Annotated in this window: 19 protein-coding genes and 1 pseudogene; 12 read left to right on the top strand and 8 right to left on the bottom strand. The window is 44.7% G+C overall.

Translation table 11 applies throughout. The features are described 5' to 3' along the window. Nucleotides 1-127: 127 nt before the first annotated feature. Entirely contained in the window at nt 128-2,122 is a 1,995-nt protein-coding gene (locus VB714_RS04655) for a ribonuclease R family protein (RefSeq protein ID WP_323221660.1), read from the bottom strand. Nucleotides 2,123-2,399: 277 nt separating this feature from the next. On the opposite strand from VB714_RS04655, the gene VB714_RS04650 reads away from it, so the two are divergent. Together VB714_RS04650 and VB714_RS04645 are read left to right on the top strand one after the other, a co-directional pair. After that, nucleotides 2,400-3,581 (top strand): low temperature requirement protein A, encoded by a 1,182-nt coding sequence (locus VB714_RS04650; protein WP_323221658.1) that lies wholly within the window; start codon nt 2,400-2,402, stop codon nt 3,579-3,581. A 69-nt stretch (nt 3,582-3,650) separates the two neighbouring features. After that, entirely contained in the window at nt 3,651-4,577 is a 927-nt protein-coding gene (locus tag VB714_RS04645) for a histone deacetylase (RefSeq protein WP_323221656.1), read from the top strand. Here VB714_RS04645 and queA read toward each other — a convergent pair. After that, nucleotides 4,540-5,673, bottom strand: coding sequence for a tRNA preQ1(34) S-adenosylmethionine ribosyltransferase-isomerase QueA (gene queA / locus VB714_RS04640; protein ID WP_416309604.1), 1,134 nt, complete (start codon nt 5,671-5,673; stop codon nt 4,540-4,542). The two genes, VB714_RS04645 and queA, sit on opposite strands and share 38 nt — an antisense overlap. Nucleotides 5,674-5,881: 208 nt before the next feature. Here queA and VB714_RS04635 point away from each other — a divergent pair, with 208 nt between their 5' ends. The 4 genes from VB714_RS04635 (at nt 5,882) to VB714_RS04620 (ending at nt 7,743) form a co-directional block, all read left to right on the top strand. Beyond that, a complete protein-coding gene (locus tag VB714_RS04635; RefSeq protein WP_323221653.1) occupies nt 5,882-6,271 on the top strand; it encodes a hypothetical protein in 390 nt (129 codons plus the stop codon). An 8-nt stretch (nt 6,272-6,279) separates the two neighbouring features. Then, complete coding sequence (locus VB714_RS04630; RefSeq protein ID WP_323221651.1) at nt 6,280-6,402, top strand: hypothetical protein; 123 nt, start codon at nt 6,280-6,282, stop codon at nt 6,400-6,402. Nucleotides 6,403-6,543: 141 nt separating this feature from the next. Then, the gene (locus VB714_RS04625) at nt 6,544-6,684 is read left to right on the top strand and encodes a hypothetical protein (protein ID WP_323221649.1); all 141 of its coding nucleotides are present in this window, start codon (nt 6,544-6,546) and stop codon (nt 6,682-6,684) included. Between the two features lie 216 nt (nt 6,685-6,900). Continuing rightward, nucleotides 6,901-7,743 carry a phosphodiester glycosidase family protein gene (locus VB714_RS04620; RefSeq protein ID WP_323221647.1) on the top strand — a complete coding sequence of 281 codons (843 nt, stop codon included), beginning with the start codon at nt 6,901-6,903 and terminating at the stop codon, nt 7,741-7,743. A gap of 1 nt (nt 7,744) precedes the next feature. Here VB714_RS04620 and glpK read toward each other — a convergent pair whose 3' ends face one another. From glpK to VB714_RS04605, 4 genes are all read right to left on the bottom strand, one after another. Next, nucleotides 7,745-9,247, bottom strand: coding sequence for a glycerol kinase GlpK (glpK, locus tag VB714_RS04615; RefSeq protein WP_416309603.1), 1,503 nt, complete (start codon nt 9,245-9,247; stop codon nt 7,745-7,747). 109 nt (nt 9,248-9,356) lie between these two features. Then, nucleotides 9,357-9,689: a XisI protein gene (locus VB714_RS04610; protein ID WP_323221644.1), complete on the bottom strand. Its 333-nt coding sequence runs from the start codon at nt 9,687-9,689 to the stop codon at nt 9,357-9,359. Next, nucleotides 9,677-9,796: an element excision factor XisH family protein gene (locus tag VB714_RS27325; protein WP_416309602.1), complete on the bottom strand. Its 120-nt coding sequence runs from the start codon at nt 9,794-9,796 to the stop codon at nt 9,677-9,679. The genes VB714_RS04610 and VB714_RS27325 overlap by 13 nt, the downstream gene beginning before the upstream one ends. An 87-nt stretch (nt 9,797-9,883) precedes the next feature. After that, on the bottom strand, nt 9,884-10,453 hold the full coding sequence (locus tag VB714_RS04605; RefSeq protein ID WP_323221642.1) for a CDP-alcohol phosphatidyltransferase family protein: 570 nt from the start codon (nt 10,451-10,453) through the stop codon (nt 9,884-9,886). A 249-nt stretch (nt 10,454-10,702) separates the two neighbouring features. On the opposite strand from VB714_RS04605, the gene VB714_RS04600 reads away from it, so the two are divergent. The 6 genes from VB714_RS04600 (at nt 10,703) to VB714_RS04575 (ending at nt 14,462) form a co-directional block, all read left to right on the top strand. Next, on the top strand, nt 10,703-11,551 hold the full coding sequence (locus VB714_RS04600) for an ABC transporter ATP-binding protein (protein WP_416309601.1): 849 nt from the start codon (nt 10,703-10,705) through the stop codon (nt 11,549-11,551). Between the two features lie 60 nt (nt 11,552-11,611). Then, nucleotides 11,612-12,124, top strand: a complete 513-nt coding sequence (gene scpB / locus VB714_RS04595) for an SMC-Scp complex subunit ScpB (protein ID WP_323221639.1) — start codon at nt 11,612-11,614, stop codon at nt 12,122-12,124. 113 nt (nt 12,125-12,237) lie between these two features. After that, nucleotides 12,238-12,573 carry a DUF760 domain-containing protein gene (locus tag VB714_RS04590; protein ID WP_204103653.1) on the top strand — a complete coding sequence of 112 codons (336 nt, stop codon included), beginning with the start codon at nt 12,238-12,240 and terminating at the stop codon, nt 12,571-12,573. Nucleotides 12,574-12,641: 68 nt separating this feature from the next. Continuing rightward, nucleotides 12,642-13,097 (top strand): hypothetical protein, encoded by a 456-nt coding sequence (locus tag VB714_RS04585; protein WP_323221636.1) that lies wholly within the window; start codon nt 12,642-12,644, stop codon nt 13,095-13,097. A 45-nt stretch (nt 13,098-13,142) separates the two neighbouring features. Then, nucleotides 13,143-13,271, top strand: a complete 129-nt coding sequence (locus tag VB714_RS04580) for a hypothetical protein (protein ID WP_323221635.1) — start codon at nt 13,143-13,145, stop codon at nt 13,269-13,271. 87 nt (nt 13,272-13,358) lie between these two features. Further along, nucleotides 13,359-14,462: a spermidine/putrescine ABC transporter substrate-binding protein gene (locus VB714_RS04575; protein WP_323221633.1), complete on the top strand. Its 1,104-nt coding sequence runs from the start codon at nt 13,359-13,361 to the stop codon at nt 14,460-14,462. Nucleotides 14,463-14,470: 8 nt separating this feature from the next. Here VB714_RS04575 and VB714_RS04570 read toward each other — a convergent pair whose 3' ends face one another. Continuing rightward, a complete protein-coding gene (locus tag VB714_RS04570; RefSeq protein WP_323221631.1) occupies nt 14,471-15,373 on the bottom strand; it encodes an ABC transporter permease in 903 nt (300 codons plus the stop codon). Nucleotides 15,374-15,483: 110 nt separating this feature from the next. After that, nucleotides 15,484-16,295, bottom strand: a pseudogene (locus tag VB714_RS04565) (hypothetical protein); the annotation flags it as partial.

Raw genomic sequence — 16,295 nt, 5'->3', positions numbered from 1 at the left:
AAATCCGGTTAATGGGTATAACAAGCGGGCAAGATGCCCGCACTACTGTAATTATTGAATATTATCGTAGTGGGAGCGTCTCGCTCCCTAGATTTTTAATGATAGTATTCATGCGGATTTGATATAACTACTCAGAAGTGACTAACTCTCGGAAACGAATCGTATCAAGCCTCGGATCGGCGCTACTGACCTGAACCTCAAAGCGATCGCCTAAAGCGACCGATCGAGAAATCCGATGGGGCAATTCTAAGCCCAAATCTTCCAGTAAAATCAAACATAGTCCATCATCTTCGCGCAACCAACGCAAAATCATTGCTTGCCAAACCTCATCGGCATTGCGGCGCAAATATTCTAGCCCCCAATAGCGATTGGTTTGGCGTTCTACTTGGGTCGCTTCATAGGCTGAAGCAGTGACACTAAACATAATTGCCTGCAATTCTTCTCCTGTGAGAGGAATCTCCTCTCCTCGTAAATGTGCTTTGATTTGAAAGTGAGCCAATAAATCCGTATAGCGGCGAATGGGAGAGGTAACTTGAGTGTAGGTATCCAGTCCCAAACCCGCATGACGGGCGGGGGTAATGCCCATTTCACTGCGAGGCATACAACGCCGCATAGCAGAGAAACGCACCGGACCTGCTGGTAATTGCAGAAGTTCCTCTTCTGGCGGTAATTCCGGTTGAGGTTGTCCTCGAAACGGTAAAGCCAAACTATTATCTTTGCCATAGCATCCCGCCACTTCCCCGGCTAAAATCATCATTTCCGCCACGAGTTGACGAGAGAGAGAATCATCTAAAAGCTCGATCGCGATTTCATCATCTTCCTTGACTTTAATCGAAGATTCCGGCATACGAATATCGATCGCCCCGCAAGACTTGCGCCATTGTTGCCGTAATAAAGCAGCTTTGGCTAAATGAGCGATTTCCAGTTCTGCCTGAATTCCCAACTCCAACATTTCATCCACATCATCATAAGTGAGGCGATAGGTGGGTTTAATCCAACTGGCATGAATGCTATAGGTTTGGGGAGAGCCATCCTCATTTAAGACCACCGCAAAACTCAGCGCCGCGCATTGTTGCCCCTGTACCAAACTCATTGGACCCGTAGCGAGTTCTTTCGGGAACATGGGAATCGTCCCAGTGGGAAGATATAAACTGGTACTGCGGCGGCGTGCCTCCAGATCTAGTACATCTCCCAAAGTAATGAGGCGAGTGGGATCGGCAATGTGAATCCATAATTTTTGGCTTCCTTGCGCCGTCACCTCAACACTCAAACCGTCGTCAATTTCTTCGGTGGCTGCGTCGTCGATGGTGTAAACCTTAAGATGGGTTAAATCGAGGCGATCGCCATCGCGATCCTCGGGGGGAGAGATTAAACGATCTCGGGCAACATCAAGAATAGGTTGAGCAAACTGCACGGGATAAGCACTCCGCCGAAGGAATAAGTTTTCGTGAATCGACCATCGACCCAATTCTACTAAGAGTTTAAAGGCCGCCTCGGCAGTTTGGGGGCGATCGAGAGTCGCGAGGATTTCTTGGGCGAGACGGTGATTTTTGTCAGGTTGGAGGACAAATTTTTCGAGAGACTCCAAACGCGGGCGATCGCCATCTTGCCAGGTCACGGTTTCTCCCGCAAGACTTTGTTTGAGTCGTTCTAAAAATTCTTCGCGATCGCGTTGGCGCTGTTCTTGAACGGCAATTTGGTGTTTAATTTCCTCAACTTGACTGCTGGGGCGAGGTTCATAAGTTTCCGCTTTGCGTTTGAAATAAATTTTATCTTCTGCCAACAGGACATAAGCGGCATAACACACCGTCGGCGTATCTTCCGAGTAAAGAAGTTGCGCCAAATCTGCGGGAGTGACTCCTTCTCCATCTTCCACCAACAATTCCCAAGCCACTTCTAAGTTTGCCGGATCGAGGTAAGGTTTGATGGCGGCCAGAAAGTTGGGAATATCCTTCACTTCATAGCCTCGGGCAATTTCATAGTCAATACGTTGGGGTTTGAGAGCGTGAGACTGACCCTTTTCATCAATAAAGAGCCAGTTCTTTTTCCCTTCAGGACGATCCGCGACGGCGAGCCGACGTTCTCCGTGCAACCTAAATTCAATCAGCGTTCCTTTCTCCACCCGCTCGCTTTTCTCCCGTAAATTGCTTTTCTTAATCTTACAGGGAACGGGGAACGGGAAACGAGGAAGATAAAGTTGAATTCGCAAACAGACAGGAGAGAGGGAGTTGAGAAGGCGATCGCGGCGATCGCCTTCGGAGAGACCATGCCTTGTCTCTCCTACCGTATTCTATCTTTAGGGTAGTTCGGGCAAGATGCCCGGTACTGCTTAAGTCCCATTGATCTTATTTTCAAATAAGACTGAGCAGAATGCGTACTGTTCATCACCACAGTTAAAAATGAGAGAGAAACTGCAACAACATATTCGCCCTTTGCTGGCTCGCGATCGCCATGAGGAACACCGCGCAGCAACACCTCTCGAGCTTTTGTTCGATCTTGTGATTGTCATTGCGATCGCGGCGGCGGCTCATGGTTTGAGTCACGAAATCTCGGCGGGTCACATTGCGATCGGTATCATTCAATTTACAATGGCATTTTTTGCCGTTTGGTGGCCTTGGAATCTATTCACTTGGTTTGCTTCCAGTTTTGATAATGACGATGCAGGCTATCGGATTAATGTGATGGTGATGATGTTCGGTGCAATGCTGGTGGCGGCTAATTTACCCAGCTTCTTTGGGGAACAGAAGTTAGTGTATGGGTTTATGGGTTATGTCATCATGCGTCTTGCTATCGCAGTCCTGTGGTGGCGTGCAGGAGGCGCAAATTCACACCTTCGCATCACTGCCGCACGCTATACCCTCGGACAGATTATTCTCCAAGTCGGGTGGGCGATCGTTATTTTTGCGTTTGAGCCTGGTAGCATTTTATTCTTTATTTTCTTTGCTTTGGCTGCGGTTGGCGAACTGTTTGTGCCTTGGTATGCCGAAAAAGCGGCCAATACTCACTGGCATCGGCATCATATCATCGAGCGTTTTGGTCTTTTAAATATCATTGTTTTGGGAGAAGTTCTTTTAAGCAGTACGATCGCTCTTGAAACTGCATTTACTGACGATTTGAATGCCTCTTTGCTCATTCTTGCCCTTTGCGGCACGATTATTACCTTTTCTCTCTGGTGGCTTTATTTTTGTGAGGAAGATCATCTCGAAACGGTAGAATTCAAGCGAACGTTTATCTGGGGTTACGGACATTTTTTGGTTTTTGCTTCGGGTCCTGCAGTTGGTGCGGGTTTGGGTGTGGCGATCGAGGCGATCGCTGGGGAACATGGAGCCAATGGTCATCCTGAAATTGCAGCTTTCGCGATCGCACTTCCCATCGCCCTCTATGTGGTTGGATTATGGCTGGTACGCGATCGTTATATCCTACGCAATGTTGATGGGTCGTTTCTACTGTTTTTTGCAGTGTTAATCGCACTGACCGGATTTTTGCCCTATCCTCCTATCCCTGCAACAATTTTATTGATAATCTGTCTCTTTGTGCGACTTCGGAGCGAGAAGCGCAGCCAAGGCAGCGAGGGAGTATAGTTTTTTTCATGTCTTTAAAAGCTCTAGTATCCTTGGTGATGATGCCGTTGAACAATAAATTTTGATGAAATGATGAAACTCCCCGTTATTTATTCCGATCGCTTTCTCGAACACGATACCGGATATTCTCACCCCGAGTGTCCCCAGCGCTTAACAGCAATTGTCGAGGCACTGAAAAAGGCTTCATGGCGCGATCGCCTACAATGGCAAGAACCAACTCCCCTTAAAGAACGAAATGCGATCCCTTGGCTGCTTAAGGTGCATCCACAACACCATCTCGATCGCGTTAAATTAGCGGCTGAGGAGAATATTGGGTTAGATCTCGATACTCCCGTTTCTTCCCAGAGTTACGAAGTCGCCCTGCTGGCAGTTAATGGGTGGTTAGATGGAGTCGATCTTGCTTTAGCAACCGATAATCCCGCTTTAGTTTTAGCACGTCCCCCCGGACATCATGCCGAACGCGATCGCGCTATGGGATTTTGCTTATTTTCTAATGCGGCGATCGCCGCTTACTACGCCCTAGAACAGCCTAATATTGAAAGAGTTGCCATTCTTGACTGGGATGTTCATCACGGTAATGGAACCCAGCACATTATCGAGAATCATCCCCAACTGGCTTATTGTTCCTTGCATCAGTTTCCCTGCTATCCAGGGACAGGAAGGGCAGAAGAACAAGGAATGCACGACAATGTTCTCAATCTTCCCATGTCTCCAGGCAATACCCTAATTGAATATCAAGCCGCATTTACTGAGAAAGTTTTGCCTTTTTTAAAGAATTTCTCCCCCGATCTCCTCATTGTCAGTGCGGGATATGATGCGAATAAAGCCGATCCTCTGGCTGGGATGAGTCTCGAATCCTTTGATTATCGCCTTTTCACTGAATATAGTTTGCAAATTACTCGCCGCGTTGTCTATGGCTTAGAAGGAGGCTACGATTTCCAGGCACTCGCTGAGTCAGTTAAAGCGACTGTTGAAGGCTGTTTTGTTGGAGCATAGGAGAGACAGCTTCCGGTAAAATCAACATGGCATCTCCGAAAGAATAAAAACGATATTCTTGGGCGATCGCCTCTGCATATAAAGCCAAAAGTCTTTCTCGTCCAATTAAAGCCGAAATTAACATTAATAAACTCGACCCCGGTAGGTGAAAATTGGTAATTGCGCCATCAACAATTTTCCACTGATAACCTGGGTAAATAAATAAATTAACATGACCGGAAAAGGCTTCTTGTAGAATTCTTTCCTCTCCCGTGACATTTTGTATCGTTGCAACCCCCTCTAAAGCCCGGATCGCCGTCGTACCCACCGCGATCGCCCGTCCACCCGCCGCCCGCGTTTGTTTAATCTTCTCTACAGTTTCCTCACTTACCTCCACCCATTCCGAGTGCATCTGATGTTGGGTAATATCCTCCACCTCCACTGGGCGAAATGTCCCTACACCAACGTGCAAAGTAATATAAGTTTGAGCAATACCGCGATCGCTTAATCGCTGTAAAAGTTCTTCCGTAAAATGCAGCCCTGCGGTAGGTGCCGCCGCCGCACCCGGTGTTTTAGCATAAATCGTTTGGTATTGCTCCGGGAGAGCCGACCGAGAAGTAATGTAAGGAGGAAAAGGAATTTGTCCGATTTTGTCCACGATTTCCAAGAAAGAATGCCCCTCGGGAACGCGAAATTCTAATAAACGCCCCCCCGTTGTCGGATCGCGATCGACAGTTTTGGCCCAAAGTTCGATCGCCCCCTCCGTCTCCCCTTCTGGCCGAAAACAAATTTCACTGCCGATTTTAAAGCGTTTACCCGGTTTGACTAAAGCCAGCCAGCAATTTTCCCCCTCTTCTCGCAAGAGCAAAATTTCTACAGGAGCCCCCGTTGATTTGCGACCGAAAAGACGGGCAGGTAGAACGCGAGTATTATTGAAAATCAATAAATCCCCTGGTTGCAACCAATTCGGTAAATCCTTGAAAATACCGTGATGGTGAGTTGTGGGGGAGTCAACGATCGCCAAGCGGGACCGATCTCGCGGAGTCATGGGAGTTTGAGCAATTAACTCCCGAGGTAATTCGTACTGATAGCTGGATAAAAGCCGATCCGTTGCGATCGTCATATTGGGAATGGCAGATTGACAGTCAATAGCAATTTTAGGTTAGAGAGGGCAAACTGCTGCGCTAATTCTTGAGGATTCTCCACACAATCTTCGTAAAGTTGGGTAATTCCACCCATAACAAGTGGGGGAGGTTTACCCTTACAGTTTGCTGCAACGATACGAGACACTAAGGATATACCCCCCTTCTATATCTTGTCGCGCTATGTATTATCTTTATTTCCTCGCCAATGCCAGCTTAACCCTGCGAGTTAACGAACATCTCTTGAATTCGCCTCATTTATCCGTTGAGTTTGTCACAGTCATTCATCAAATTGATGGTTGGATCTTGCGGATTAAACTCGGCGATCCCATCACTCCGGAAAAGCACGGAGATTTTACCGCTTATATGAATGAACTGGGTATTCCCTACGAACCTGATATTCGCATTCAAATGGCGCTGTGGAGTCTGGAAACCGGACAATCTCCCATTGAGGTAATGCGTCGCTATCAAGTGGCTGTGGTCTCTCACGGCGATCCCGATCAAACCGATATCGAAGCATTTCGCCGTCAATTTACTCGCGGTTTGGGCTATTGTCCGGAAACCCTCGCATAATTCATCGTTTGAGTGAAAAATTTGGCTATGCTGATTTATCCTTGGGAAAATGCGATCGCCTACATCTGTTTATTTTAACAATACAACAGGAACGCGATCGCGCTACAGAATGGGCTGCACTGGCACAATGATCGCTAAACCACAAGATCGTTACGCTGTCGCCAACACATCCTATGCGATCGGCGATCGCACTTTAAATGTAAAAGAAACAATGGCTAGAAAAACTTTATAGTTTTATTGAAGATTATCAAATCGATCTTCAAAAAGTTGAATTGAACGAAAAAATTGATGGACTAACTGGTAGAGAGTTTGTTGATAAAGATATCGAACAAAAGTTTATTGATTATCATAATTGTGTTGCTAAACTGCGCGTGATAAGTAAAGAAGAAAATTTAAGACTGCCCAAAAAGTGAAGTTTTATTATTTTTATGTAGATTGCGATCGCTATTAAGATTTTAGATGGGGACTGCGCGGGAGAACTGTTCAATGAACTGATCGAACAAGTCCTACTCGAGGTAGTGCGCGATCGCATTATTATTTTTATTGATGAAAAGGAAATTGTTTCCAGAAAATACATGAAAATCCCTATAAAACAATGGATAGTAATATTTCTTTATCTTTTTTCTGGAATGATTGGCACTATTGTGTTAACTTACGGTGTTTTATTATTGAGGCGATCGCCTCGATCGCCATACCAAGAACAACTTTTTCAAGGCATTTCTTATCAGCGCATTCCCTATTCTCAACCGCGTCCTTTTCTCGTTCATGTTGTGACCATCGATTTAACTGTAGCCGGAGTTCAAGTTTTAGTAACACCCGGATCTCCTGCTAAAGATGGGAAGGAATTTAACGCACAAACAACAGGAGATTTTCTTAAAACCCAGCAACTGCAACTGGCGATTAATGGTAGCTATTTTCAACCATTTTATACCAAACATCCTTTAGATTTTTATCCGAAAAGCGGCGATCGCGTTAATGTTTTAGGTCAATCTATTTCTGACGGGATAGCTTATTCATCCCCTCAAGGCGGCTGGAATGTTCTCTGTTTTTCTCCCCAAAACCGCGCAACCATAGAAAGCGATCGCTGTCCCTCTGATACTCTACAGGGGTTAGCCGGGGGCTATATTCTCATCTTAGAGGGCAAACCCGCACGTCAGTATCAAGGCCGAGAATTAACCGATTTATATCCTCGCATGGCTGTAGGAGTCGATCGCCAAGGAAAAAAACTCTGGATCGTGGCGATCGACGGTCGCCAGCCCTTTTATAGTGAGGGAGTCACATTTCCCGAACTCACTAAAATTTTACTGGAATTGGGCAGCGATCGCGCCCTAATTTTAGATGGTGGCGGATCTGCTACCTTAGTAGTTGTAAAAGAAGGGGAAATGCGATCGCTCAATACCCCCATACATACGCGCATTCCCCTACGTCAGCGACCCATTGCCAATCACCTCGGCTTTTATGCCTTACCCTAACTTAATCCACAAGCCAATTTTTTGCCCGTTCTACCGCCCGCAACCATACTTGAAAGCCTTCTTGTGCTTGAGTTTGCCCCTCTCCTGGGGTAAACGTGCGATCGATCTCTCGCTTGGCGATAACGCTGTCATAACTCTCCCAAAAGCCGATCGCCAGTCCTGCCCCAAAAGCAGCCCCCTGCGCGGTAGCATCTTGAACCGCAGGACGTTCCACAGGAATCCCCAAAACATCCGCTTGAAACTGCATTAAAAAGTCGTTTTTCGATGCACCGCCATCCACTTTTAAAAGAGAAACAGGATTAGTCGCATCTTTATTCATGGCTTCCACCGCTTCTTTAACTTGATAAGCAATAGATTCTAAAACCGATCGCACGATATGTTCTCGCTTTACCCCTCCCGTAATTCCTTGAAAAGAGCCCCTTGCATTCATATCCCAATGGGGAGCCCCCAAACCGCTTAATGCTGGCACGAAGTAGACCCCATTATTATCTCCTGCTTGACGTGCCAAAGCCTCTGTTTCCGCCGCAGATTGAATCAAATTCAATCCATCCCGCAACCACTGAATACAGGCTCCTGTGGTGAACATAGCCGCTTCTAGGGCGTACTTTGTTTCTGTCTCCGTTGTCCACGCCACAGTAGAGAGAAGACGACTTTGCGATCGCGTTAGTTCTGTCCCCGCTTGGGCGACTAAAAAACAGCCCGTCCCATAGGTGCATTTGAGCAAGCCAGGGCGATCGCATCCATGCGCGAATAAAGCTGCCTGTTGATCCCCAAAAATGGCAGTAACGGGAATTTCTGCCCCAAATAAATCCAAATCCGTGCGCCCAAATTCTCCCATAGAAGGTTTAATTTCCGGCATAATGTGTGAGGGAATGCCAAATAAATCTAATAAAGTCAGATCCCAAGTCCCAGAGGCCAAATTCATCAACATTGTCCGACTGGCATTACTGCGATCGGTGGCGTGAACTTTACCTCCGGTCAGATTCCATAATACCCAAGTATCAACGGTTCCTGCCAAAACATTTTCCATATTGACATCAGGCTGTTCTGTTTTCAGCCAGTCCAATAACCAGGCCAATTTTGTTGCGGAAAAGTAAGCATCTAAAACAAGTCCCGTTTTTTCTTGAATCTCTTCCGCTTTGCCTTGTTTTGTGAGTTCGTTACATAAAGAAGTCGTGCGTCGATCCTGCCAAACGATCGCCTTATGAAAAGGTTTTCCTGTAGTTTTATCCCATAGCAAACAGGTTTCTCGCTGTACTGTCAAGCCGATCGCACCAACTTGGGAAAATTTCGTATCCGTATCGATCAGCACCTTCTCGGTCATTTCTCGAGTATCCCGCCAAATTTCCATCCCATCGTGTTCTAACCAGCCAGGATGAGGATAATATTGGGGTAATTCTTTATAGGCTTGACTGACGACATTACCATCTCGATTGAAGAGAATAGCGCGGTTTCCTGTCGTTCCTAAGTCAAGGGCGAGAATGTATTCTGGGGTTGTACTCATAACCAATAGATTATCAATTTTCACTTATTAATAATTCATTATCAAGCATCGATCGCCCCATTTTGACTGTAATGATAAGATTATTCATATTTTCCTGCGGCGATCGCGTTTAACCCATTGCAAATTCTGTAAATTGTCGTTTATACGGGGAATGAAATCCCAACACGATATCTTGTTTGGGAACACCTGCCTCTAAGAGTTCATTCGCAATGCCGATCTCTGTTCCATCTCTTTGAACCCAAATGAAATTTTCTTTAATATCAACGTGAATAACGATTCCATAAACTCGCTTTCGTTGCTGCGTCCAGCCAATATGTAATACTTGATAATGATGTCGTTCAGTATCAAAAAGTAATTGAATTTCTGTACCATTAGCAAGATCGTTAGCAGAATGATTTTTTAAGATATCTTGAATTAATTGGGGATAGTTTACTCTTTCCATAACAGGATTTCCTCCATAACAGCATCAAAAATCAATAATTTAACTTGATATTCCTGCAATGCGCTTTGAATAAATTGTCGAGTGAAAAAATCTTCGTAAGTCTCAATTTTCGATCGCTAGATATAGTTTACGATCCATTTCTTTTTTTTTCAAGGCAACCGATAATTGAGAGTTTGCCCTATTTTCCAGTGAATTTAAGCCGTTGTGCGAACTCTTTCAAGAGCATGAAAAAAGCTCGGTATATCGTGACTCCACTGGGGTAAGATTAATGTCATCAGGATTTCTTCGAGAGTATTGAACCAACCCGCCGCGATCGCCAACCAGAAAAAGATTCCCGTTTGTCCAAAGCCAAATAATGCCGCGATCGCCAGACCCAAGGTAATGCCCCAAAGTTTGGCAGAATAGCCGTGATAGCTGGGCATTTTGCCATATTTGAGCAGATTAAGGGCAAATAATGCCAATTGTGCGAAAAGCAAGCTGGAGAGAGGTATCAAGAAAGGAGAGATTAAAGGAGAGTAAAGGTGAAGCGCACTGATGGCTATGCAGCCGTAAAGAGATAAATCCGCCCAACTATCGGCTTGTCGGAGTTGAGGGGTACTAACTTTGAGGCGGCGGGCAATGATACCATCAAAAATATCCGAGAGGAAAGCGACAAAAAAACCAACAAGAAACCAAGGTGTGATGCTACCATCTAAGGCATCTGCTAAGAGTAAGGGGGCAATAAGAAATCGCAGTGCAATTAAAAGAGAAGGAATCGTTTTCACAGTTGAATTGATGTCAGAACAATCTCACTATGACGGAATTTTTAGGAGTGGGTATAAGCAATGGGTCAGTTTCAGAAACTGTCATCCTGGAAAGAAGCGATCGCCACCGCTATAGCGCAACAATGGGTCAGTTTTGGTTTCTCTGGATTAACATTTAGATTTGCAGCGATCGCCAAAATCGGTGACAATAACGAATTAGTCAATTTCGCTACCGTAGGGGCGCACGCAATGCGCCCATGTTTTAAATTTATGGGCGCTGTCACTCTCAAAGATGTTTCCAAAATCTACAATAAAATTCCCGTAGTCGATCGCCTCTCCTTCGAGATTAAATCTGGGGAGATGTTTGGACTCCTGGGACCGAATGGGGCGGGAAAATCCACCACGATTCGCAGTATTATTACCCTGACTCAACCCACAGAAGGAGAGATAGAAGTAGCAGGCTATAACGTGCGCCGCCAAAGCGATCTAGTTCGACGCAGTATCGGAGTTGTCCTGCAACAAACCAGCGTCGATGCGGATCTCACCGTCTGGGAAAATCTGGAATTTCACGGACGGATGCACCACATTCCCAAAGCCGATCGCCAACAACGCATCGATCGCTGGCTAGAATACGTCGATTTGAGCGATCGCCGCAAATCCCTCGTGAAAACCCTGTCTGGGGGCATGAAACGCCGCTTACAAATTGCCCGCGCCCTTCTCCACGAACCCAAAATCCTCTTTTTAGACGAACCCACCGTCGGACTCGATCCCCAAAACCGTCGCCGTCTCTGGGAGATGATTCGCGATTTAAACCGCCAAGGTATGACAGTATTATTAACCAGTCACTATATGGAAGAAGTGGAATTTTTATGCGATCGCATCGGCATTATGGATAGTGGAAAATTGATCGAATTGGGAACATTAGCAGAATTTAAAAGTAAATATGGAGAAGGATTAGCCATTAAACAGATCGGCGATCGCCTTGAATCGCAATTCTTTCCCACCCTAGAAGCCGCTAATACTTATCTTGAATCCCTCTCCAACAAAATCGGCATCACCATCCGAGAATCCAATCTAGAAGATATCTTTGTTAAACTGACCGGACATCAACTAGATTAGCGAGATTAGCTAATTCCTGTTCTCTCCTTCCCTCTCTTCATTGATAATTGTTCCTTGATAATGCGTCTCGCCACACAAATTGAAGCGATTTTATATCTGAAAGGTCAGCCGATGGGTCTAGCGGCGATCGCGGAATGTGCGGGGATTTCCCGCAAAGAAGCCAAAGATGCCCTTCTCGAACTGATGGACGATTATGCCCACCGAGACAGTGCTTTAGAAATTGCCGATACTCCAAGCGGGTATAGCCTGCAACTGCGGGAAACCTTCCAAGACCTTTTGCACCACCTTGTCCCCGCAGAATTGGGAATTGGTGCTTTGCGAACCCTCGCCGCGATCGCCCTCAAATCTCCCATCCTGCAAACCGAATTGATCGAATTGAGGGGCAGTAGTGCTTATCAACAGGTGCAAGAACTGGTACAATTTGGCTTTGTCCGCAAACGTCGTCAAGCAGAAGGGCGTTCTTTTTGGTTAGAAGTGACCGAGAGATTTCAGCAATATTTTGAAGTTGACGAACTGTCGCAAATCTTAACACAAGTCAATCTGGAAGAGGAGAACAGCGATTGTGAAGAATAATATTTCTTACCCCCTGTATCAAAATCTTGCCAAAATACCCTGCGATCGCCGCACGATTTTTGTCAAGATGGTTTAGAGTAGAATAAGCGCAGTTAAGCTCTTTAAGGATTCTGATGGTATTTAATCCTAATATTTTTTATTCCGAAGTAGAAGAATCAGAGATTAGCAACATCCTCTTGCAGTATCTCAAACAGCAAAAGCCCGAAATACTCGAACAAATTGCTCAGTCTGCAACCCCCGAAATTAAACAGATTATTTCCCAAAACGTGCAGGGTTTGGTCGGGATGTTACCGTCTGAAGATTTTAATGTTCAAATCGTGACCGATCGCGATAACATGGCTAACATTTTAGCCTCTGCCATGATGACGGGATATTTCCTGCGTCGCATGGAACAGCGCATGGAACTCGATACCTCTTTAGAGGGGATAGCATCTCTCAATCTTGATTAATGGTTGTTTGAGATACTGATTTTTAGCCAGATAATAGTTGGGGTTATTTCCCCAACGGAGGTTATTGAATGAAATTTAGAACTTTAGCGATCGCCTCGATCGCCATTTTATTATGGATTGCCAGTTTCGCGATCGCGCCAGAAAGTCTGGCTTTAACTCAAGTCCAACTGAACAATCTCGATTATCGAGAATGCCCGGCAGAGTTAGCCGAGGGAATGATGGCCAGTGGAAGCAGTCAAAAAGTAAACTGTTTTTTAATTACTGGAACTGCCGTGAATACTTCCAGTAAATATGTCGTCGATGCGGATGTCTTTGGACTGATTTACGACAAAAATGGCAATAACGTCATGGAAAATCGCAGTCGTGTCGGCACAATTCCCTCTATTCCTCCAGGAGAGAGTGAATTTGAAATCAGAATTTCTGTTGCAGCCAATCAAGCTACCCCCCTACAACTCGAGAAATTCAAAGCATCTGGTTTTTCTTCTCGCGTTCGTCCCTATTACTATGATGATTTTGAACTGTAATATCAAATTCTAATAATAACGTCAGTTCGGGTTAAGACAATTTTCATGGATGGGGCAATCGGAGGGTTAGAGTTCTTAGAAATCTTCGTCAATTTGATTTTTTACACGGTTTTAAATCAATTGGTTGGACAGGTAGCGATCGCATTGCGTCAACTGGGTTTTTGGGTTGTTTAACGGGAAATAAACCCTTTTAACACGAACACCAGAAATCCTGTAGGGACGTTGCGTGCAACGTCCCTACAGAAGAATTGATGGTTACTCATGGAAATAGTATTAATGCAGCGCCGCCAATTTTTAACAAAATCTGGGATTTGTTTGCTAAATTTATTGCTCTCGGGATGCGGCTGGACTTTAGCCAAAATACAAGATAATTCTGCAATTTCCCAATCCTTGAATGAGCTATATATTTATACTTGGGCAGCTTTTGTTGATGATGAATTGTTGCAACAATTTGCTAGAGAAACGGGAATTCATGGCACTGCTAATGTTTTTGATTCTAATGAAACAATGTTGGCTCGTTTTCAAGCCAGTGGAGGAGGAGAATATAGTATTATTTACCCCTCAAGTTATATGGTTGAAAAAATGATTCAATTAGGCTTATTGATAGAACTGGATAAATCTAAGTTTTCCGGCTTAGAGCAACTATTTCCGCAATTTAAAAATCCTGCTTACGATCGCCAAAATCGTCACAGTATTCCCGTTGCTTGGGGTGTAACAGGATTGATTTATAATCGAACTCAAGTCAAAGAACCGCCGCAAGACTGGAATGACCTCTGGAAATATAAAAAAGAGTTTTCCAAAAGAATTACATTGGTTAATGATATTCGAGAGGTAATGGGAATGGCTTTAAAATCATTAGGATGCTCTTATAATTCTACAAGTCCCGAGGAAATTAAAGCAGCCTATGAGAAATTGCAACAGTTAAAAAGCGCGATCGCTACCTTTACCACAGATGGGTGGAAAACGCAAATTTTAACAGGAGATATTGCGATCGCCATGTGTTATTCTGATGAAGCGAATAGAATGACTCGAGAACATGAAGATTTAGTTTTTGTCATTCCAGCCAGTGGTTCTGCTTTTGCAGTTGATGCTATTGTTATTCCCAAAACAGCCCCTAATATTGCAGGAAGTTATGATTGGATTAATTTTATATTGCAACCCTCATTATTAGCAGAACTGTCTCAACGTTTGAGTTTTGGAACTCCTAGCGAAGCTGCTTTTAAGTTATTACCACGGCAATTTCAACAAAATCCGATTCTGTTTCCCTCCCCACAAATACTAAGTTTATGTGAAGAAATTATTACATTAGATAACCAAACAAACGAACTTTTAAATTATTATTGGACACTCTTAACCAGTAGCTAAATTAATCACTAACGAAAAGAGAAACGACGAATTGCCAAAAAACTGCCCACCATACCCACAGAAATTCCCAAAGTAAAAATAATAATAGGCAAAAGAGTTAATTGCAAAGCACTTAATTTTAGACCTTCAGTGAGGAAATTGAGGAAATCTGTTTGCACAAAGAAAAGATTAGATAAAAGGGTTCTTAACGTAGTAATTAAAGCTAAAGCCAATCCACCCCCAACCAAACCAAAAATAACCCCTTGAAAAATAAAAGGAAGAAATATCCAAACTTTAGTTGCTCCCACCAGTTGCATAATTTCTAACTCATTGCGTCGTGCTACAGCAATTAAATTCAGAGTCGTAGTAATTACGGCGATCGCCGTTAAAGAAAGAATGCTGGTTAAAACAATTCCGATCCAACTCAAACCTTGTTGAATTTGTTGCAATCTCTCTCGTGCTTCATTCACATAAACAATGCGATCGACCCCCGGTATTCTATCCAATTCTGCCACAATTTCAGGAACCTTTTGAGCATTGTCCGCGATCGCCTTCAACTCATCAACTAAAGGATTTCCTTCCAATTGTTCGGTTGCTTCTTCAACATCACCAATTCCTAATTCTTCCAGTAAAGATTGCCAGGCACGTTCCTTGGGGATTGTCCGCACATCCTTAATATGAGGGATAACTCGTACCATCGGCATCACAGTTTCTCCCTGAGTTTCGGGTTGGAGATAGACGGAAATTTCCAATTGATTACCAAAATGATCGAGTAATGAATCTAATTGCCAAGATGTTTGCAAGCACACGCCAAACAAAAAGAGGAGAACCGTCACGGTACTAATTGCAGCCCAATTCATCCAGCCCCCCCGTCGCAAACTGAATAAAGATTCCCGACAGAGATAACCCAATTTGGTAAAAAACTGCAACATGAATAGCGAGTTATAAGTGATGGATTTTGCAAATATACCATGCGATCGCCAACAACAAAAAACCCCGACCCAAGGCCGGGGAAAGATTTAACTTTTACCAGAAATTCCCATTAAAACCACTCTAAAGTAGCATCTTCTTTCGTATTGGTTTTACGCGAAGGTGTTTCGCGATTGAAATTCATGTGGATGGAACGAGTTTGTTCCCCATCTGCTGCAACTGCCATGATGGGATAATCCAGTTGACCATCTTGGAAAGACATTTGAAAGCGGAATGTTCCATCGGGATTGAGTTTGATGGGTTTACCGCCAATGGTGACAACAGCATCGGGTTCGGTTGCACCATAGATAATTAATTCTGCATCAGCAACCAACCAAAATTTGCGAGGACGGATGGGGGGTGCCGAAGCGGAAAAACCAACACCAGACATTCCCGCACCAGACATAGTTAATCCTGCACCAGACATAGTTAATCCTGCACCGGACATAGTTAATCCTGCACCGGACATAGTTAATCCTGCACCAGACATAGTTAATCCTGCACCGGACATCATGCCCATACCCGACATGGTTAATCCCGCGCCAGACATCCCCATACCCGACATGGTTAATCCCGCGCCAGACATCCCCATACCCGACATGGTGAGACCTGCACCGGACATCATGCCCATACCCGACATCATGCCCACTCCAGACATGGTTTCTAGTCCCATACCGGACATCATCCCCATACCGGACATCATGCCCATACCCGACATACCGACACCGGACATAGTGAGACCCGCGCCAGACATACCGACACCGGACATAGTGAGACCTGCACCGGACATCATGCCCATACCCGACATCATGCCCACTCCAGACATGGTTTCTAATCCCATACCGGACATCATTCCTGCACCGGACATCATGCCCATACCGGACA

Source organism: Spirulina sp. 06S082 (assembly GCF_034932145.1).
Classification (GTDB): Bacteria; Cyanobacteriota; Cyanobacteriia; order Cyanobacteriales; family Spirulinaceae; genus CCY15215.
Note: the sequence above shows the minus strand (reverse complement) of the source record. Positions and strands in the feature narration are given on the sequence as shown.